The organism is Lachnoclostridium edouardi, from assembly GCF_900240245.1.
Taxonomy (GTDB): Bacteria; Bacillota; Clostridia; order Lachnospirales; family Lachnospiraceae; genus Lachnoclostridium_A; species Lachnoclostridium_A edouardi.
On sequence record NZ_OESQ01000001.1, the window covers coordinates 2,273,918 to 2,293,839 of the forward strand.

Annotated in this window: 19 protein-coding genes and 3 pseudogenes; 20 read left to right on the forward strand and 2 right to left on the reverse strand. The window is 39.4% G+C overall.

Annotated elements, in window-relative coordinates; genetic code table 11:
• The 12 genes and pseudogenes from C1A07_RS16430 to C1A07_RS10775 all read left to right on the forward strand — a co-directional run bounded on the left by C1A07_RS16430 (position 1) and on the right by C1A07_RS10775 (position 10,054).
• Positions 1-687, forward strand: coding sequence for a tripartite tricarboxylate transporter permease (locus tag C1A07_RS16430; RefSeq protein ID WP_242972298.1), 687 nt, complete (start codon positions 1-3; stop codon positions 685-687).
• Positions 654-1,303, forward strand: a pseudogene (locus C1A07_RS16435) (tripartite tricarboxylate transporter permease). Before C1A07_RS16430 ends, C1A07_RS16435 begins: the two are co-directional and overlap by 34 nt.
• Positions 1,304-2,290 carry a Bug family tripartite tricarboxylate transporter substrate binding protein gene (locus C1A07_RS10730; RefSeq protein WP_101877103.1) on the forward strand — a complete coding sequence of 329 codons (987 nt, stop codon included), beginning with the start codon at positions 1,304-1,306 and terminating at the stop codon, positions 2,288-2,290.
• Positions 2,291-2,324: 34 nt separating this feature from the next.
• Positions 2,325-3,419, forward strand: a complete 1,095-nt coding sequence (locus tag C1A07_RS10735) for an anaerobic sulfatase maturase (RefSeq protein WP_101877104.1) — start codon at positions 2,325-2,327, stop codon at positions 3,417-3,419.
• An 11-nt stretch (positions 3,420-3,430) separates the two neighbouring features.
• The gene (locus tag C1A07_RS10740) at positions 3,431-4,240 is read left to right on the forward strand and encodes a sulfite exporter TauE/SafE family protein (protein WP_180952229.1); all 810 of its coding nucleotides are present in this window, start codon (positions 3,431-3,433) and stop codon (positions 4,238-4,240) included.
• An 88-nt stretch (positions 4,241-4,328) separates the two neighbouring features.
• Positions 4,329-5,258, forward strand: coding sequence for an energy-coupling factor transporter ATPase (locus C1A07_RS10745; RefSeq protein ID WP_101878120.1), 930 nt, complete (start codon positions 4,329-4,331; stop codon positions 5,256-5,258).
• Positions 5,249-6,097, forward strand: coding sequence for an energy-coupling factor transporter ATPase (locus C1A07_RS10750; RefSeq protein ID WP_101877106.1), 849 nt, complete (start codon positions 5,249-5,251; stop codon positions 6,095-6,097). The genes C1A07_RS10745 and C1A07_RS10750 overlap by 10 nt, the downstream gene beginning before the upstream one ends.
• Before the next feature lie 10 nt (positions 6,098-6,107).
• A complete protein-coding gene (locus C1A07_RS10755; protein ID WP_101877107.1) occupies positions 6,108-6,908 on the forward strand; it encodes an energy-coupling factor transporter transmembrane component T family protein in 801 nt (266 codons plus the stop codon).
• 54 nt (positions 6,909-6,962) lie between these two features.
• A pseudogene (gene truA, locus C1A07_RS16770) lies at positions 6,963-7,685 on the forward strand (tRNA pseudouridine(38-40) synthase TruA); the annotation flags it as partial.
• A gap of 576 nt (positions 7,686-8,261) precedes the next feature.
• Positions 8,262-8,690: a 50S ribosomal protein L13 gene (gene rplM, locus C1A07_RS10765; protein ID WP_101877109.1), complete on the forward strand. Its 429-nt coding sequence runs from the start codon at positions 8,262-8,264 to the stop codon at positions 8,688-8,690.
• 26 nt (positions 8,691-8,716) lie between these two features.
• A complete protein-coding gene (gene rpsI / locus C1A07_RS10770; protein ID WP_101877110.1) occupies positions 8,717-9,109 on the forward strand; it encodes a 30S ribosomal protein S9 in 393 nt (130 codons plus the stop codon).
• Positions 9,110-9,373: 264 nt separating this feature from the next.
• The gene (locus tag C1A07_RS10775) at positions 9,374-10,054 is read left to right on the forward strand and encodes a PBECR4 domain-containing protein (protein ID WP_101877111.1); all 681 of its coding nucleotides are present in this window, start codon (positions 9,374-9,376) and stop codon (positions 10,052-10,054) included.
• Positions 10,055-10,076: 22 nt separating this feature from the next.
• Here the strand turns inward: C1A07_RS10775 and C1A07_RS10780 are convergent, their stop codons facing one another.
• Positions 10,077-10,757, reverse strand: coding sequence for an HD domain-containing protein (locus C1A07_RS10780; protein ID WP_242972299.1), 681 nt, complete (start codon positions 10,755-10,757; stop codon positions 10,077-10,079).
• Between the two features lie 363 nt (positions 10,758-11,120).
• On the opposite strand from C1A07_RS10780, the gene C1A07_RS10785 reads away from it, so the two are divergent.
• Positions 11,121-12,410: an O-acetylhomoserine aminocarboxypropyltransferase/cysteine synthase family protein gene (locus C1A07_RS10785; RefSeq protein ID WP_101877112.1), complete on the forward strand. Its 1,290-nt coding sequence runs from the start codon at positions 11,121-11,123 to the stop codon at positions 12,408-12,410.
• 11 nt (positions 12,411-12,421) lie between these two features.
• On the forward strand, positions 12,422-13,354 hold the full coding sequence (gene cysK / locus C1A07_RS10790; RefSeq protein WP_101877113.1) for a cysteine synthase A: 933 nt from the start codon (positions 12,422-12,424) through the stop codon (positions 13,352-13,354).
• Positions 13,355-13,517: 163 nt separating this feature from the next.
• On the opposite strand, the pseudogene C1A07_RS16440 reads toward cysK, so the two are convergent.
• A pseudogene (locus C1A07_RS16440) lies at positions 13,518-14,306 on the reverse strand (EFR1 family ferrodoxin).
• Positions 14,307-14,611: 305 nt separating this feature from the next.
• Here C1A07_RS16440 and greA point away from each other — a divergent pair.
• The 6 genes from greA to C1A07_RS10835 all read left to right on the forward strand — a co-directional run bounded on the left by greA (position 14,612) and on the right by C1A07_RS10835 (position 19,863).
• A complete protein-coding gene (gene greA, locus C1A07_RS10805; RefSeq protein WP_101877116.1) occupies positions 14,612-15,115 on the forward strand; it encodes a transcription elongation factor GreA in 504 nt (167 codons plus the stop codon).
• A 125-nt stretch (positions 15,116-15,240) separates the two neighbouring features.
• A complete protein-coding gene (locus C1A07_RS10810; protein ID WP_101877117.1) occupies positions 15,241-15,792 on the forward strand; it encodes a hypothetical protein in 552 nt (183 codons plus the stop codon).
• 230 nt (positions 15,793-16,022) lie between these two features.
• Entirely contained in the window at positions 16,023-16,661 is a 639-nt protein-coding gene (locus C1A07_RS10815; protein ID WP_180952298.1) for a GNAT family N-acetyltransferase, read from the forward strand.
• A 203-nt stretch (positions 16,662-16,864) separates the two neighbouring features.
• On the forward strand, positions 16,865-17,674 hold the full coding sequence (locus C1A07_RS10820; protein ID WP_101877119.1) for a hypothetical protein: 810 nt from the start codon (positions 16,865-16,867) through the stop codon (positions 17,672-17,674).
• A gap of 692 nt (positions 17,675-18,366) precedes the next feature.
• A complete protein-coding gene (locus tag C1A07_RS10825) occupies positions 18,367-18,921 on the forward strand; it encodes an FRG domain-containing protein (RefSeq protein ID WP_101877120.1) in 555 nt (184 codons plus the stop codon).
• Positions 18,922-19,479: 558 nt separating this feature from the next.
• Positions 19,480-19,863, forward strand: a complete 384-nt coding sequence (locus tag C1A07_RS10835) for a TnpV protein (protein WP_101877122.1) — start codon at positions 19,480-19,482, stop codon at positions 19,861-19,863.
• The last annotated feature ends 59 nt before the right edge of the window (positions 19,864-19,922 follow it).

Sequence of the window (19,922 nt, forward strand, 5' to 3'; positions counted from 1 at the left end):
ATGGAAAACTTAAATTTATTGCTCCATGGATTTGGAGTAGCCTTATCTGTGGAAAATATTGGAGCAGCAGCCCTAGGCGCAGTGCTGGGTATTATTGTAGGAGCTATGCCGGGAATCGGAAGCCTGGCGGGAGTGGCATTGCTGCTGCCTCTTACTTATAAATTTAACCCTACTACAGCTATTATTATGCTGGGAGCTCTTTACTATTCTAATATGTTTGGAGGCGCTTACAGCGCGATTTTGATTAATATTCCAGGGGACGGGCCGGCTATTATGACTTCCTTAGACGGCTATCCTATGGCTCAGAAGGGAAAGCCGGGTCAGGCTTTGTTTACAGCCAATATATCCTCATTCTTAGGAGGTCTGATCGGTATGATTATCCTGGCCTTTACAGGGCCGCTGCTGGCCAGACTGGGACTGCACTTTGGGCCTGTAGAAATGGCGGCTCTTTTAATGGTAGCCATGACGTCTATAGGATGGCTTATGGGGGAGAATCCTACAAAAGGAGTAATTTCCACCATGGTTGGAATTTTAATTGCATGTATAGGAATGGACGCTGTAACGGGAAACCCCAGATATCATTTTGGCAATACATATTTATTGGAATCCTGCCGGGAGCCGGGGCTACTACAGGAGCTTTTGCCGGCTATGCAGTGCAGAAGAAATTTAAAAGCCAGGAGCCTTTAGGTTCAGGGGCTGTGGAGGGAATCGCGGCATGTGAGGCTGCCAATAATGCGGCGGCGGCAGGGGCGTTTTCTCCCCTTCTGGCTCTGGGGATTCCAGGCTCCGGCACAGGGGCCGTGCTTTTAGGAGGATTGATGATGTGGGGCTTGAATCCCGGACCTTTGCTGTTTACTACAAATCCGGATTTTGTATGGGGTTAATTGCCTCCCTGTTTCTGGCCAATATTATTACCTTGGGAATTGCATTTTGTATCATTCCCTTTTTAGTAAAAATATTGTCGGTTCCCACCAGATATATGATACCTGTTATTACAACAGTCTGTATAGTAGGCTCTTTTAGTTCTACAAACTCAGTTTATGGAGTGATTGTTATGCTGCTTGCCGGCTGCTTAGGGTACTTAATGAATCAATCCGGCTATCCTACGGCGCCGTTAGTTCTGGCTATTGTACTTTCTAAGATTTTTGAAACGAATTTAAGGCGGGCGTTTTTAATGTCAGGAGGAAACCCTGTAATCTTTTTCAAACAGCCGCTGTCGGCAGTTTTTATGTGTATATTGATTATCTTGATTATGGCGCCTGTAACCAGAGAAATATGGAATAAAGTAAAGGGGAGAAAATAAATGAAAAAATTGTTTGCAACAGCAGGAATAATTATGTGCTTGGCGGCAGCAGCCGGATGTTCACAGTCAGGAGAAAGTCAGACGGAGAAACAGAATACTAATGAAGGAGGCTGGGCTCCTCAAAAAAATATAGAGTGGGTAGTGACCTCCAGCGCCGGCGGCGGCAGCGACGTTTACACCAGGGTGATTGCAGAAATTATGAAAGATGAAGGGATGGTAGATCAAACTATTTTAATTAATAATCAGACAGACGGAGGGGGAGAAGTAGGACGTTTAAGGGTAAGCCAGGAGAAAAGCGACGGTCATTTGCTGTTGACCTTTAACAGCGGGGATTTGGTTCCTATGGTGACTAATACAGATAACAGAATAGAAAATTTCAGGCCTATTGCTGTGATGGCTGTGGACAGGCATCTGCTGTTAAAGGGGAAAAAGACGCCTTATGCAGATCTGAAAGAAGCCTTAGAGGCAGCAAAGGCAGGAGAAAAGGTAACCATAGGCGGCTCTAAAGGGGAGGATTACAGATTATATGAAATGTTTTTAGATGTGTCAGGGCTAAGCGATAAGCAGTTGACTTACATTATGTATGACGCCACCTCAGATGCAATTACTTCTTTATTAGGAGGGCATATAGATTACTGCATCTCAAAGCCTGCTTCCAGTATTCAATATATGGAGTCTAATGATGTGGAGGCTGAGGTGGCTTTGGCTAAGGAGCCGTTTGGAGGAAGCTTAGGAGATATTCCTCTTCTTAGTCAGGCAACAGGGCTGGAAGATATTGAGGCGCCTATATGGCGGGGCGTGGTAGGTCCTGCCTCTATGCCTGATGAAGCAGTAAAGTTTTGGAGCGATTTGCTGGGACAGGTTTCTGAGACTGAGGCGTGGAAAATGGATTATATTGAAAAAAATCATCTGACGCCTTTATATTTGCCTGCAGAGGAAGCGGAAACTTATATGAAGGACTATGAAAAAACAATTTTAGCCCAGTAAAACAGAGAAACATTGCACAAAACCGGAGGGTGAAATGAAGCATATTACAGTGATGATAAAGCCGGCATCTCAGCGGTGCGGTTTAAGATGTAAATATTGTTTTTACCACGATATCAGCCAAAAACGCAGTGCTGCAGACAGGGGATTAATGTCCATAGAGACGGCAGAAATCATTATAAAAAAGACCATAAAAGAATCAGAAAACTCCTGCTGCTTTGCATTTCAGGGAGGAGAGCCGTTTTTGCGTGGGCTGGACTTTTACAGGGAATTTGTGCAGATTGTCAGACGCTGTAATGAAAAAAATGTTTTTGTAAGCTATGCGATTCAGACAAACGGTATGCACATTAATGAGGAATGGGCGAAATTTTTAAAAGACAACAGATTTTTAGTAGGAATATCTTTAGACGGACCGGCAGAAATACATAATAGATTTCGGGTGGACCAGAGAGAAAAGGGCACGTACAAAAATGTAATGGCAGCGTGTAGTATTTTAAACAGGTTTCAGGTGCCTTTTAATATACTTTGCGTAATTACTGCCTTTTCTGCCAGAAGGGGAATGAAGCTTTATGAATTTTATAAAAAACAGGGATTTTCCCACCTTCAATTTATTCCTTGTCTGGAACCTGCAGGGGAAGTGCGAGGGGAACATGCCCTCTCCTCTGCAGATTACGGAGAATTTTTAAAAACCATTTTTGATTTGTGGTACCAGGATTTTCAGAAAGGAAAGTATTTAAGTATCAGGCATATAGATAATTACCTTTCCCTTCTGGCCGGTCAGCCTCCGGAGCTGTGTTCTATGAAGGAGCAGTGCAGCTGCCAGTTTGCCCTGGAGGCAGACGGCAGTGTGTACCCCTGTGATTTTTATATGGCAGACCAATGGATGCTGGGAAATATTCTAAGCTGTTCTTTTCAGGAAATGGCTGAGGGAGAAACAGCCGGACAGTTTATTTCCCAGTCAGTAATTGGCAGCCAGTGCAGAGAATGTAAGTGGGGATGGCTCTGCAGAGGAGGCTGCAGACGGGACAGAGAACAGGAAAAAAATATTTTTTGCAAAAGCTATGAAGATTTTTTTGAATATAGTATTCAAAGATTGGAGTCAGCTGCAGCAATGATGTATGGATTAAGGTGAAAGGTGGGCTTGTGGAAAGAATAGTACTGTTTCTAGTTAGTTTTCTGGCCAGCTCCTTAGGCTCAGCCGTGGGAGTGGGAGGAGGAATCATTATAAAGCCTGTTCTGGACGCCCTAAGTATATTTCCGGCAGAAACCATTAGCTTTTTATCCGGAACAACAGTATGCGCCATGTCCGGCTTTTCTCTTTTTTGTATGAGAAAGGAGGAAAACTGTGCCAAGAAGAAAACCACAATTTTTCTGGCAGCAGGAGCAGTGCTAGGCGGAATTGCAGGAAAAAGAATTATGGACCTGGCCCTATGCTGGTTTTCCGGTTGGGGGCCGGGAAACAGTGATAATATGTTGGTGCTGCCCCAGTCATGTTTACAGCTGGCAGTAAATACTGCCGTTTTTTTGTATATAAGGAAAAAATCTCAGATACAATCTGTAAATATTAAAAGTTTAATGGTTTGCCTGGGACTGGGATTAGGTATGGGGCTGATATCTTCCTTTTTAGGAATAGGAGGAGGAGCATATAATGTAGCCGTTTTATATTATTTCTTTTCCATGAATTCCAGAGAAGCAGGGAGAAACTCATTGTATATTATTTTTTGCTCTCAGCTTGCATCTGCAGCCGGTTTTATTTTTTGCAAAAATATTCCGGAATATCCCCCTGCTGTTTTAGGACTTTTAATAGCAGGGGCTTTAAGCGGAGGTTATTTGGGAAGCAAAGCCGCCGGAAGGCTGTCCCATAAAAAATTGGAACAGGTATTTTCAGGATTTATGGTATTAATTATTTTATTAAATTTATATAATATGATTCATTTTAGTTTCAGTGTGTAGCGGGAGATATGCAATGACTGGAATTTCCCCTTGCAGAACCGGCCTTGCTCTTGTATACTTGTGGGGTAAACATGAAAGAAGGTTTGAAATGGGAATCATAAAAGCAGCCAAACTCATTTTTGACTATGTAAAAAGAGATGAGGAAGAACAGGTCGAGGAAATAAACAGAGCCATTGATAATGTGACTTTAGATATTAAGGAAGGGGACTTTGTGGCTATTTTAGGCCACAATGGCTCTGGAAAGTCTACATTTGCCAAACATATAAACGGTATTCTTATGCCCACAGAAGGAACTGTGTGGATCTCGGGAATGGATACCAGCGATGAAAACCAGATATGGGATGTACGCCGGACTGCAGGAATGGTATTTCAAAACCCGGATAATCAGATTATAGGAAACGTAGTAGAAGAGGACGTAGGGTTTGGACCGGAAAATATAGGGGTGCCTACAGATGAGATTTGGAAGCGGGTAGATGAAAGTCTGGAGGCAGTGGGAATGACTGCTTACAGAATGAAGTCCCCTAATAAGCTGTCCGGCGGTCAAAAGCAAAGAGTGGCTATTGCCGGCGTAATGGCAATGAAGCCGAAATGTATTATTTTGGACGAGCCCACTGCTATGCTGGACCCTAACGGCAGAAAAGAAGTAATCAAAACCATCAGAGAGCTGAACCGGAAAGAGGGCATTACAGTTCTTTTAATTACTCATTATATGGAAGAGGTAGTGGATGCAGACAGAGTTATTGTGATGGACAATGGAAAAATTGTAATGGACAATGTGCCCAGGGAAATTTTTTCTCATGTTAAGGAATTAAAGGGATATCGTCTGGACGTGCCTCAGGTGACAGAGCTGGCATATGAGCTTTCTGAAGCAGGACTGCCGCTGAAAAAAGGGATTCTTAACATGGACGAGCTGCTGGAGCAGCTGATTCCTTACATGAAAAAGGAATTAAAGGTTTCTGGAGAATACGATTCTAAGGAAAAGGAACAGTCCGGAAAAGAGGCGCAGAAATGGGAATAAAGGTAGTGCACTTAAATCACATTTACGGGAAAGACACAGCTTTTTCCCAGTATGCTTTAAAGGATGTGAATCTGGAAATAGAGGACGGACAGTTTATAGGCCTGATCGGCCACACAGGCTCTGGAAAATCTACGCTGATTCAGCATTTAAACGGACTTTTAAAAGCTGACAGCGGCGAGATTTATTTTAACGGGGAAAATATTTACCAGGACGGATATAATATGAAGCAGCTGAGAGGGAAGGTAGGCCTGGTGTTTCAGTATCCTGAGCATCAGCTGTTTGAAATTGACGTATTTTCTGATGTGTGTTTTGGTCCAAAGAACCAGGGCTTATCCCAGGAGGAGGCAGAAGCCAGAGCCAGGGAGGCTTTGGAGATTGTAGGGTTAGAAGAAAGCTTTTATAAACAGTCTCCTTTTGAGCTGTCAGGAGGTCAGAAGCGGAGAGTGGCTATTGCAGGGGTGCTGGCTATGAAACCGGAAGTGCTGATTTTAGACGAGCCTACTGCAGGTCTGGACCCTAAAGGGAGGGACGAGATTTTAGACAGAATTGCAGAACTGCACAAAAAGAAGCATATGACAATTATTTTAGTATCTCACAGCATGGAGGATATGGCAAGGTATGCAGACAGGATTATTGTGATGAATCAGGGGGAAAAGGCCTTTGACGGTTCTCCCAGAGAGGTTTTTAGCCATTATAAAGAGCTGGAGAAAATGGGACTGGCCGCCCCTCAGATCACATATATTGTACATGCTTTGAAAGAGGCGGGAATACCTATCCGCGACGACTTAATTACTGTGGAGGAGGCCAGAACAGCAATTTTGGCTCTTCTGGGAAAATAGAGGAATTGTTATGCTGAGAGAAATTACTTTAGGACAATATTATCCTGTGGATTCTGTGGTTCACAGACTGGACCCCAGAACTAAGCTGGCGGGAACAATGATTTTTATTATATCCTTGTTTTGCGCTCAGTCTTTTTGGACATATTTAATCGCCACAGTTTTTCTGGCTGGCTGTATAAAACTGTCAAAAGTGCCGTTTCGGTTTATGGTAAGAGGGTTAAAGGCAATTTTTATCTTGCTGCTGATCAGCGTCAGCTTTAACCTGTTTCTCACTGCCGGTGAACCTGTATGGCAGTGGGGTTTTTTAAAGATTACAAAAGAAGGATTAATTTTAGCCGGACTTATGGCTTTGCGCCTGATTTATTTAGTAGTAGGTTCCTCTGTTATGACATTGACCACAACCCCTAATCAGCTGACAGACGGTCTGGAGAAAAGTCTGGGATTTTTGAAAAAAATAGGAGTGCCTGTCCATGAGATTTCTATGATGATGTCTATTGCTTTAAGATTTATTCCTATATTAGTGGAAGAAACAGACAAGATTATGAAAGCTCAAATGGCCAGGGGAGCGGATTTTGAGTCTGGCAATCTAATTAAAAAGGCTAAAAGCATGGTTCCTCTTTTAGTTCCCCTTTTTATCTCAGCTTTCCGCCGCGCCAACGACCTGGCTATGGCTATGGAGGCCAGATGCTACAGGGGTGGGGAGGGCAGGACAAAGATGAAGCCTTTAAAATATGAAAAAAGAGACAGGCTGGCATATGTAATCCTGCTGGTTTATTTTGCAGCAGTGCTGGCTGTAGATTTTCTTTTATAAAAGGGACAGATATAAGATCAGGATTAAGGAGAAACGGCAGTGAAACGTGTAAAAATGACAGTGTCATATGACGGCACAAATTACTGCGGATGGCAGCTTCAGCCAAACGGACTGACTATAGAAGAAGTATTAAACAGGGCCCTTTCAGAATTGCTAAGAGAGCCTATTGTTATTACCGGGGCAAGTAGAACTGATTCAGGGGTGCACGCTATGGGAAATGTGGCAATATTTGATACAGACAACCGTATGCCTGCAGACAAGATTTGCTTTGCCTTAAATCAAAGGCTTCCTCAGGATATACGGATTCAAAGTTCAGAGGAAGTACCGTTAGACTGGCATCCCAGAAAACAGAATTGCGTTAAAACATATGAATACAAAATTTTAAACAGAAAAATAGATATGCCTGTGCTGCGCCTTTATTCCCATTTTTGTTATTTTCATCTGGATGTGGAGAAAATGAAAAGGGCAGCCCAATATTTAATGGGGGAGCATGACTTTAAAAGCTTTTGTACTGTGAGAACTCAGGCTGAGGAGACAGTGAGAACCATTTACAGCCTGACAGTGGAAAAAGATCAAAACAGCATGATCACCATAAGAATCAGCGGCAGCGGTTTCCTATATAATATGGTAAGAATTATTGCAGGCACTTTAATAAAAGTAGGTATGGGGGTATACCCGCCGGAACATGTAGAGGAAATTCTTTATGCCAGGGACAGGCAGGCGGCAGGGGGAACAGCGCCTGCCAAAGGATTGACCTTAATAAGTCTGGAATATGAAAAAGAGCTTCCCAGATGGGGAGAAGGACATAATAAAGAATGGAGCTATCATGTGCTTCAGTCTCATATTAAAAATGAAGGAAAAGCATATATTTTCCTTCACCGCTGTAAAATAGGGGAGGCAGAGGGAGTTTTAAGGAGAACTATTCACCAGGCTTACAGAAACGGCGCGGCTGAGATTTTTGTGGCGGATTATTCTAAGGAAAATGCGACTGAAACTGGAAAGCAGTATGGCTATTACCGCTTAAATCTTCTGGAAGATAAAAATAAGTTTTTCCAGGCTATAGACAGTAAGGACAGACAGGAGATGGAAAACCTTTCTCAGATGGCTGATTTAGTAAAAGAGGGCGGAATAGAGGAGGGCAGATTTTTTCTGGCTGAGGATGTAGGCGAAAACCCTTGATTTTTCCTGATTTCTCTTAGAATTTTATGGAAAAATGGGTTGACACATTTTGAATGGTATTATATAATGTATAACTGTGACGTTAGACGAAAATGCTTAAACCAAAGCCCCGGAGTAAGCATTTTAGGATATAGTTATTTCTTTATAACATTGATTTTAACAGGAGGTTGACCAATGAAAAGTTTTATGGCTAGTCCAGCGACTATTGATAGAAAATGGTACGTAGTTGATGCTGCGGGATGTACTTTAGGACGTTTGTCTTCTGAAGTTGCTAAGGTTTTAAGAGGTAAAAATAAACCAATTTTCACACCTCATATGGATTGTGGAGATTATGTAATCGTTGTAAATGCAGATAAAGTTGTTGTAACAGGTAAAAAGTTAGATCAGAAGATTTACTATAATCACTCCGATTATGTTGGAGGAATGAGAGAGACTACTTTAAAAGAAATGATGGCTAAAAAGCCTGAGAAGGTAGTTGAGTTAGCAGTTAAGGGAATGCTTCCAAAGGGACCTTTAGGAAGAAGCATGATGGACAAACTTCACGTTTATGCAGGCCCAGATCACGAGCAGGCTGCACAGAAGCCAGAAGTTTTAACATTTTAATAAGGTCTTGAAAGGAGGAAATTAGAATGGCTAACGCAAAATTCTACGGAACAGGAAGAAGAAAAAAATCTATCGCTAGAGTATACTTAGTGCCAGGCACAGGTAAAATCACAATCAATAAGAGAGATATCGACCAGTATCTTGGTCTTGAAACATTAAAATTAGTTGTTCGTCAGCCACTGGTAGCTACTGAGACAGTTGACAAATTTGACGTATTAGTAAACGTACATGGCGGCGGTTTCACTGGCCAGGCCGGAGCAATCAGACATGGTATTTCCAGAGCTCTGCTTCAGGCAGACGCTGATTACAGACCAGTTCTGAAAAAAGAAGGTTTCTTAACAAGAGACCCAAGAATGAAAGAAAGAAAGAAATACGGTCTCAAAGCGGCTCGTCGCGCTCCGCAGTTCAGCAAGAGATAATCAGATATTCGAGAACAATTCAATACAGTATACAACCTCTCAGGACTTTTGGTCTTGGGAGGTTTTTTGTCTGATAAATTTGTTTGACAAGTTGAAAAAATACAACTATAATATTATTGATAATTAAGTAATGACAGCCTTTCTCTGTTGCGGAGAGGCAAAATAGTATAATTTTTGATTTATAACATAAGTTATAATAATCGGGTGCAGCTCCTGATTTCTCCGCTGCGGAGAGTTTAAATATGAGCAGAATAAAATAGCTGTATGAAAGAGTTCTGGTTGTTACAGAACTCTTTCTTGATTTTGGGGGATAAAATGTACAGCGCAGTTGAATTAAAAGAACTTACAGTAAAACCTAGGATAAATGATATAACTTTGAATGTTCTAAGAGAATACTACGAGATGTTTTTGTGCCCGTTTATTTATACTTATACTGTTAAAAGTAAGAATAATCAAAGAACAATTTCGGTACGGTTTAATAGTTATAATTTCTGTCATTTACTAGGAATAGAATCTATCGCAAAGCCAGCAGTTAGACTTTCAGAATTACATAATTACCGCGGCGAAGATGGGTGGAACAATATAAAAGATGGTATCGTCGACATTAGACATTTAAAACAGTTAAACAGAAGACAATTTCAAAATGTGAAAGCAAAGTATGTATATTTTTATTTGATGCCTTCTTTGCTGGAATCGCCTCTGGCAGTAAATTATGATAAAAGTAAAGTGATGCCACCGACTCGAATAGATTGTGAAATTTTATTTTACAGTACATATGATAATGCAGTAATTCATTTGGGATTAGAAAAAGTTGAACGAGAGGAGTACTACATTCCACGAACCTTCTTTGTGGAAAAGTTGGGCAAGGAAGGAGACAAAGATATTTACATTGATAATCAGGAAGAAATTACAGTCATAAAGGAAAGTAAAATAATTATGTTGTAGCAGGTTTTTATTGTGTCAAATATTAAGTTAATTTACTTCCGTTGGCTGTCAGCTTAAATTTACAGCCTAATACTTCTGCTGCTCTCCGGCACATAATCATTCTTTGGAGAAAGATTTCAAAATAATCCATTACGGAACACATTGTATCGTCCAGTTCCAAATCCATTTGAATTACCATTTTTTCAGCATTTACAGAAAGCTTAGAGGAGAGAGCGGCATAATTGACCCGGTCGTGGGCGTCAAAGCTGGCAATGACCTGATTTCGCACCCGATTTCTGCGTACGTCTGTTTTATCTGCCAGTATGAGAGCAGCTGATACCACGTCTACCGCGGTTCCAGTGCTTTCGTCGTGATTTCCTATGGCTGAAGCTATTATAGCTGCATCTTCTAAAGGCAGCTCCAGCTTTTTTAAAATTTCGTAGGCCAAAATTGCTCCGCTGTGGGCGTGGTCGTGTCTGTTAATCGCGTTGCCAATGTCGTGCATATATCCGGCAATTTTACTTAAATATATATGATGCTTACTACAGCCTAATTTTTTCAAAATTTCTCCTGCTGTCTCAGCTACCTTTGCGGCATGTTTTCCAGAGTGTTCTGTATAGCCTAATTTTCCTAAAACTTGATTTCCCTGTTCAATTAAAATATTAATCTCCTGATTTTTTCTGATTTGTTCATATGTGATGTTTTCTTGCTTTTTCTCTTTCACAGTACTTTTTACCTTTCCCGGTATTAGACTAAATAATGATATTTAATTTCCGATTTAATATTAGTTATTATCTGTACAAAGAAAAAGTATATCCAGATTTTATAAGTTCTGCTATCTGATTTTTGTAAAATCTTAGTAAAAAACATAATTCCTATTGACATACTATGAAATAAGTGGTAATCTTTTAAACAACTAATTCATATTAAATAGATATGAATGGAGGTACTTTATGAACGCTATATTTATCAGGCTGCTGAGAGAAAATTTCCGAAATGGGCGAATGTGCTGTTGTAAATAACCAGAAGGCAGTGACTGCTGCAAAGATTCATATGCAAATAAAAATAATGAAAGAAGGTATTTACAATGGCAGATAAAACATTCAGATTTGAAACATTACAGGTACATGCAGGACAGGAACAGCCAGACCCGGCTACTGGAGCCAGGGCAGTGCCTATTTATCAGACTACATCTTATGTATTTGACAACTGCGCTCACGCAGCGGCCAGATTTGGCCTGGAGGACGCAGGAAATATTTACGGAAGACTTACAAACAGTACTCAGGATGTGTTTGAAAAGCGGGTGGCGGCTTTGGAGGGAGGCGTAGGAGCTTTGGCAGTTGCATCAGGAGCTGCAGCCATTACTTATGCATTCCAGGGCTTAGCAAAAGGCGGAGACCACATTGTTTCAGCCAGAACTATATATGGAGGCTCTTATAATCTGTTGGAGCATACTCTTCCAGAATATAGCATTCACACTACTTTTGTAGATCCAGAGGACCCGGAAAATTTTAGAAAAGCTATAAAAAATAATACAAAAGCAATATTTATAGAAACTTTGGGAAATCCTAATTGTAATATTATTAATATGGAAGCTGTTGCTGCGATTGCCCATGAAAATGGAATTCCATTAGTAGTAGATAATACATTTGGAACGCCATGGCTGTTTCGCCCTATAGAACACGGAGCGGATATTGTAGTACATTCTGCTACAAAGTTTATAGGCGGGCACGGCACCACCTTAGGCGGAATTATTGTGGACAGCGGAAAGTTTGATTGGAAGGCCAGCGGAAAATTCCCCTCTCTTACAGAGCCTAACCCCAGTTATCACGGGGTGATTTTTACAGAGGCAGCAGGAGCAGCGGCATTTATTACTAAAGTGAGAGCAGTGCTTTTAAGGGACACTGGGGCTACTCTTTCTCCCTTCCATGCATTCCTGCTTTTACAGGGACTTGAGACCTTGTCCCTGAGAGTAGAACGTCATGTGGAAAATGCTTTAAAGGTAGTAGATTATTTAAACTCCAATCCTTTAGTAGAAAAAGTAAATCATCCGTCCTTGCCAGGCCATCCGGACCATCAGCTTTATGAAAAGTATTTTTCTCATGGCGCAGGCTCGATTTTTACATTTGAAATAAAAGGAAATGATGAAAAAGCTAAAGCATTTATTGACCATTTAAAATTATTTTCCCTGTTGGCAAATGTAGCCGACGTAAAATCTTTAGTAATTCATCCTGCCAGTACAACCCATTCTCAGTTAACTGAGACAGAATTAAGGGAGCAGGGAATCAGACCAAATACAATTAGATTATCTATAGGAACAGAGCATATTGACGACATAATTGAAGACTTAGAACAGGCCTTTCGGGCAGTATTATAAGGAGATGAATCATTATGAAAATATATCATTCTATTACAGAATTAGTTGGAAGAACGCCTTTACTAGAGTTAGAAAAATTTGAGCAGAAATATGATTTTAAAGGGAAACTTCTGGCTAAATTAGAGTATTTTAACCCGGCGGGCAGTGTAAAGGACAGAATTGCCAGAGAAATGATAGAGATGGCAGAAGAGGCGGGAGCGCTGAAAAAAGGAGCGGTAATTATTGAACCTACCAGCGGAAATACTGGAATAGGACTGGCCTCTGCGGCAGCGGCAAAAGGCTATAGGCTGATTATAGTAATGCCGGAAACCATGAGCGTAGAGAGGAGAAACCTTATAAAAGCATATGGCGCAGAGTTGGTGCTTACAGATGGAGCTAAGGGAATGAATGGGGCCATTGCAAAAGCAGAAGAACTGGCCGGAGAAATCCCTGAAAGCTTTATACCAGGCCAGTTTGTAAACTTGGCAAATCCTAAGGCTCACAGGACATACACAGGACCGGAAATCTGGGAGGACACAGACGGCAATGTAGATATTTTTGTAGCGGGAGTTGGCACAGGAGGAACTATTACAGGAGTGGGAGAATATTTAAAGTCTAAAAATCCTAAAATTCAGATAGTGGCCGTAGAACCTGAGGATTCTCCTGTGTTGTCACAAGGAAAACCAGGACCTCACAAAATCCAGGGTATTGGAGCCGGGTTTGTGCCTGAAATTTTAAATACAAAGATTTATGACCAGATTATCCAGGTGAAAAATCAGGATGCTTTTGATACAGGTAGGGAAATAGCCAGAACAGAGGGAGTTTTAGTGGGAATTTCTTCAGGAGCCGCTTTGTGGGCAGCCCTGCAGCTGGCAAAAAGACCTGAAAATCAGGGAAAGAATATTGTAGTTCTCCTGCCTGATACAGGAGAGCGTTACTTGTCTACTCCAATGTTTGCAGAATAATCTATGTAAAATTTTATAAAAATTTTCTTTGGCATATTTCGCCATAAAGGGATTATAGCTGCATTTTTCTAAAATAAAATAGGCGCTGAATCTGACTACCCCTTAAAGGGATGAGGATTCAGTGCCTTTTGCATTTTCATATAAACGTACTGTGTTAGGCTTCTTATTTTTGTGGAAATTCTTTATTGTCTGCTAAAATCTCAGATGAGGAAGGGCAAATATAATAGCCGTTTTTCTTTGCTTTACCTTTGTAGTCAATAGCATGGACCGGGCACTTGTGTATACAGCCTAAGCAGAACATACATTGGTTTCCAAAAGTGATTTTTCCGTCTTTTGTAGTAATGTTATTTACAGGACATTCCTTTATACATTTTCCGCAGTGAATGCACTGGTCTGATACCTTAAAAGCCCTGCTGCTTTTCATAAATGTATTAAAACCCCAATATGCTGCAGAAGACAAAAACCAATCATTACTTTTGTGCTCATAAAGCTTTAAAACTTGTTTATTTCTAATAATATTTTCTATATTGTGAATGAAAGGAATAACTTTTTGTATTTTTAAAACAGCTTCTTCTTTGGAAAGCATTTGATCAGCTAAAAAGTAATTGTCAGGCATGGGAATTCCTGCAAATCCCATATATGTCATCTGCTTTTTTTATGTGATCCGCTGACAGGAGTTCATTGCAGATCCAGCGTGCCCTCCCATTGTTATTACAAAATAAATTTCTTTACTTCCAGTAAAAACAGCATTTTTAAGAAGCAGCTTAACTTTTTTTGGCAAACGCCACGCATAAACAGGCGCTGCCAGTATAAATGGGGTTTCAGAGTGAAATTCCCATTTTTTATTATACTTGAAAACGTGATTCAGGGATACAATCTCATCTTTTAAATCCCTTGCCATCATTTCAGCTACAAATTTAGTATTTCCAGTGCTGGAAAAGTATAAAATCATATAGATTACCTCTTTTCATTATCTGATTGAATGTGAAATTATGCTTTTTGCTGTATTAGCTTGTGTATACGGTTGGTAAGTATTATACTGCTGTAAAGTAACAGATACAAGGGGGGAACATTATTTCCGTTGCCGCTCTTGAACGGCAGGCTCAGTTGTGATATAAAAAATAGTAATGCTCGTGAAATACCTCGCAAACTGTTTTTCATGTATCGCACGTAAGTGCCTAAAATACAGGCACTAAGTGCTCATAACGATAAAAAAATAGTAATGCTCATAACAATAAAAAAAGGGAAGTGAATGGAATGAATGATCAGCTGACAAAAAGCGATATTAAAAAAATTCAGGAAGAAATTGATTACAGAAAGCTGGTAGTGAGAAAGGAGGCTATTGAGGCTGTAAAGGAGGCCAGAGCCCAGGGAGACCTAAGTGAGAATTTTGAATACTATGCAGCTAAAAAAGATAAAAATAAAAATGAAAGCCGGATACGGTATTTAGAAAGAATGATAAAAACAGCTCATATTATTACAGATGAGTCTAAAGAGGACGAGGTAGGGCTGAATAATAAAGTAACAGTTTATTTTGAGGATGATGATGAAACTGAAACATATAAAATTGTGACTACAGTAAGAGGGAATTCTCTGGACGGCCGCATCAGCAATGAATCTCCCCTGGGGAAAGCTATTATGGGACATAAAATTGGAGAGCGGGTAAAGGTTAAAACAAATGGAGATGCAGGTTATTATGTAGTAATTAAAGAAATAGAAAAAACAGGGGAGGAAGATTCTGACAAATTAAGAAGTTTCTAAATTTTTATATTTATTCATACTTATTTAATGAAAACATAAGGGAATTTTTCGTGCCTTTTTTTCCTGGTTGTGTTATCATAAGCCTTGTCCCTAGAGTGATTGACATAATAAAGGAGGAAAAAATTATGAAAAAGAGAAATTATGTGATCGCAGCAGCAAGTGCACTGGCTTTAGCCTTAACAGCATGTGGAGGCGGAGCAAAAGATGAGACTATAGCAGCTACAGAGACTTCTGTGGAAGCTACTGATGCAGTTAATGCAGATGATAATACAGCCGAGGCGGAGGGCGACGTGACAGAGGAAGCTAAGGAAGAAGAATCTGACACAGCAGAAAGCTCTGAAGAAGCTGAAGTAAAAGAGACTCCACAGGAGTTTGCCGACCTGGTAGCTGATGCAGTTATGAATAAAGACCTGAAGGATTTAGCAGACATGGTTACTTACCCTGTTTATGTAGCAAGCGTAAAGGACAATGAGGGCGTTGTAGCTGATAAAGAAGCATTCCTTGCATTAGACAAAGACTCTTTATTTACAGAGGAGTTTTCTGACGCAGTGACAGCCTTTGATACTACAACATTAGAAGAGGTTGAGGCAGGATATGTAATGGGAAGCGATGGAAAGAACATTACATTTAAGGCAGATGACAATGGTAAATTAGGAATCACCGGAATCAACAACTAATCCTTGTACTGAATTGTTCTAAGGTTAAATTTATGTGCAGTCCTCAAAGCGGGGGATGACCCCCTGCGATGAGATATAGCCGTCCTTAACAGGGCGGCTTTCTTTGTGTTTATAAGAAGATATAACACTAGTAAAATATATACGGCAGATTTTACTAAATGTGCCTTGGCAAATAAATGGGGGCACATTATAATAAATGAAAAAAGATAGGAGATTCTTTAATGAGTGAAATAATCAATATTAGAAATGAACAGAAATCAGATTACGAAAAAGTAGAAAAAATTACAAGGGATGCTTTTTATAATCTTTATGTGCCAGGCTGCACAGAACATTATCTGGTTCACATTATGCGGGAACACCAGGATTTTATTCAGGAACTAGATTTTGTTTTGGAGCTGAACGGCGAAGTAATAGGAAATATTATGTACACAAAAGCAAGACTGGTAGATGAAGACGGGGGAGAGAAGGAAATCCTTACCTTTGGCCCTATCTGCGTTATGCCTGAATATCAAAGAATGGGTTATGGGAAAATGCTTATTGAGCATTCTTTTACTCATGCAGTAAATCTGGGCTATGATACAGTTGTTATTTTTGGAAGTCCAGTAAACTATGTAGGCCGTGGCTTTAAAAGTTGCAAAAAATATAATATTTGTATAGAAAATGGAAAATACCCGTCAGCAATGATGGTAAAAGAACTGCTTCCAGGGGCTTTAGGCGGGAAAAAATGGGTGTATTATGACAGTCCAGTTATGGCCGTCAGTGAAAAAGAAGCGCAGAAATATGATGATGCATTAGAAAAGAAGGAAAAGGAATACAGGCCCAGCCAGGATGAGTTTTATATTATGAGCCATTCCTTTATTGAAGACTAAAAAGCCGCGGCTGCTGCATTTTTTCTAAATCTGAATCAAGTTCACTGTTAAAACGATTCTTTATAAAGCTGGCAGTAAAGCTGGCAGGATTGCCGCCAAAACTACACTATATGGCGGAAAGAAGATGGATATGCTATACTCTGCTTATAACAGGATTTATTGTGTGATTGGAGACGTGTAAAAGCGTAAGGGAGGGAGTATCAATGCATGATAATATGGAAATTGTCGATTCATCTGGAAGGCCCTTTAAAAGCAGAAAATTTAAAAAGTATATCCAGGATAATATTTGGAGCATTTTAGAAATCGGAATTGGTTTATGCATTACATTGGGAACCTTAATAAATATTTACTCAACTGTAATATATTCCCAAAACAGCAGCAAATATTACGGCATTGATATGAGATATTTTAATGGCTCCCAGCCGTTTCACATTAAAATCATTTTTCTGGTAAGTATTATTCTTTTAATTCTATATCCCATTTTTTTAAATTACTTAAATTCAAAGGTAAAAAATAAAGTATTCACATTCCTGTTATTTATAGTTTTAGTATGTGTTTTATGGATTCAGAATATTTTATTAACCAGCGGGATTATTCATTTAATAAAAAATAAGTGGTTAATAAGTATATTAGACAATGATATTGGGGTTATTGTAATTCTCATTGCAGATGTAATATTGGCGTATTTTGTACTTCTGAGAGAGCACTTTAAAGGGCATAGGGCTTTTGCGAAAGCAGAAAAGATATTATTTGCAGCAGCACTGATAATTTATTTAGCCGATACTGGCACAGGAACATATTTAGGGCTAAACAGACAAGTAAGTGACAAAAAAGATTATGAGACCATAGATGATAATAAAGTAATAATCACCATTTATGATGATAAGTTTCTGATTATGAATTGTAATATACAAGACAACAAGTTATATATTGAGAAGGGACAATATGAATTTAGAGAAATGACAGATATTCATATTAAATATGGACAGTACAGGGAAGTTTATTGCCAGTGAAGCTTTACAAGGAAGGGGAAAGGGAGGTGGAGGGTGTATGAAAAATATTGATGAGTACATAGGTCCTGTTTTTCCTTTATCAGAAAGGACAATGCCTTGTGCCATGTAAATGAGAGCAGGGGATTTGGACTTATAAAATGAACTTGCTGTTGACTAAGTTAAGTAATATACAGATTTTACTTATGAGATACTTTCTACAGAATGGAAGAAACTTGCACTGGAGAAGGATGAACTTAAAAATTCAAGGCAAAAGCAGAATTCTATGTACGCCAGTATTCAGGATAATATTGTTATCGCAAAGCTTAAAACGAATAAGCCATTAACTGAAACGGATATGAAAAGTTTGGAACAGATCCTTTGAGAGAAAGTTGGTTCTAAAGATGATTATGAAAAGAATACTGTCAAAAGCTTTTAGGCGAGTTTGTGAGTGAGATCTTGGCCTTGATAGGATATGTTTGATTTTGCACACTTTTTGAAATTAGATAACATTGAGCAATTCAATTAGAGCGAAATTTTTAAACAAAATTATTAATATATTTAGAAATAGGAGGATAGTAATGTCAGAAAATAAGGTCAATAATATTCGAGAATTTGTTCAAAAAGTATGTCAGTGGAGTGAGACGCTCATTAGTAATGGCGCAGAAAAAAATGAAATTTTGCTGTTTAGAGGGCAGTGAAATGCTGAATTTGAACTGCTGCCGTCATTGGGGCGAAACCGTAAATTTGCTGGCGATATTTCAATCTTTAATGAAGAGCGCAATTTAATTGAAATGGTAAAGTTTAGAATGCCAGATATTTTTCATAATGCATTACAGCCTTTGGAGTTATTAGCATTGTTGCAGCATCACGGGATTCCAACACGTTTATTAGATGTTACAGAGAATGCTTTAGTTGCGTTATACTTTGCATGTTGTTCAGATGATGAAAAAGATGCGGAAGTCATAGCATTTAAAAATAATGAATTGGATGTAACAAACTATCCTGTTATCAATGCTATTGCTGATAGCTACCGATTTGTGAGAGGCACAACTTATCCATTGAATCTTTTTTATAGCGCAGTACTCACACAACCCTATTTTCTTGAGCAGAAACAGGTGCAAGAAATTTGTAATGCAACAACAGAGATGGGCGGAGAGTGGATAGATGAGTGTTGTAAAAATTGTTTTTTGTTTATGCACCAACTAGAAATCTCCGGCAAAAAATGCAGTGTGGAAGATATATTCTTTTTCCAAATAAAATTGCACTGAATGGTTCGGCAGGCAGTCGATGTTTTGAAAAGGTTATTGAGCCGATTGCTAAAAACCATGATGCTATTTGTGGGCGGGTTATTATCCCCAAAACGGCTAAAAATAAAATATTAGAGGAATTAAAATTGTTTGGAATTAGTCGGGAAATTTTATTTGCAGATAGCATTGATATTGTATGTCAGGAAATTACAAACACTTGCAGAAAAAAGATTAGAGGAGCTTCCACATAAAATAGCTGAGTAGTAACACACCTCGATTCTTACTACAATTCACGCCTTAATTTGTTGTATTTTGCTTCTTTGGTGTCAAATTTAATAATTTTAAAGATATTTACATACTGGGAAAGATAGAGCATTCAAGGAGGAATTTTAAATATGATAAAAGTACTTTTCATCTGCCACGGCAGGATTTACTGTTCAGAATAAAAAGTCTCAAATCGTCTTAAATACTTCTATAAATACCAGTTCTTGTGTTCCATTCTCAATTTTACCAACGATTTACCAATATTTCTGGAGAGCCAGACTTGCAAAAAATAAGCCAGAATGAGGAAATTAAAATATGAGTAGATTGAAGGAATACATTTATGATGAAAAAAATGGACTGCATTACACCTTGAACGGAGATTATTACATACCAGATTTGAAGCTGTTGGAGGAACACCGCTCTATCGGAAAGTACGGACGGATGCACCAGGAATATTTAAGAGAAGCCCACCCAGACAGATTGAACACATTGATACTGACCGGAGAATTGTGGACATATCTTGCAGACCTGAACGAACAGGCACAGGAACGGTTAGATACCATCATGGAGCAGATGAAAGATGCCGAGGGCGTGACCGAGGAATTGAAGCGCACCCGTCAAATGGAATGGGTGCAGCGTTGCAATAACATTCACAACCGGGCGAAAGAAATTGTTTTGCATGAGATGATTTATTTATAACGGTATGCTAGAATAATTATTATAAATTGTATTTTTGAAAATTATTGGTCGTGAGTCAT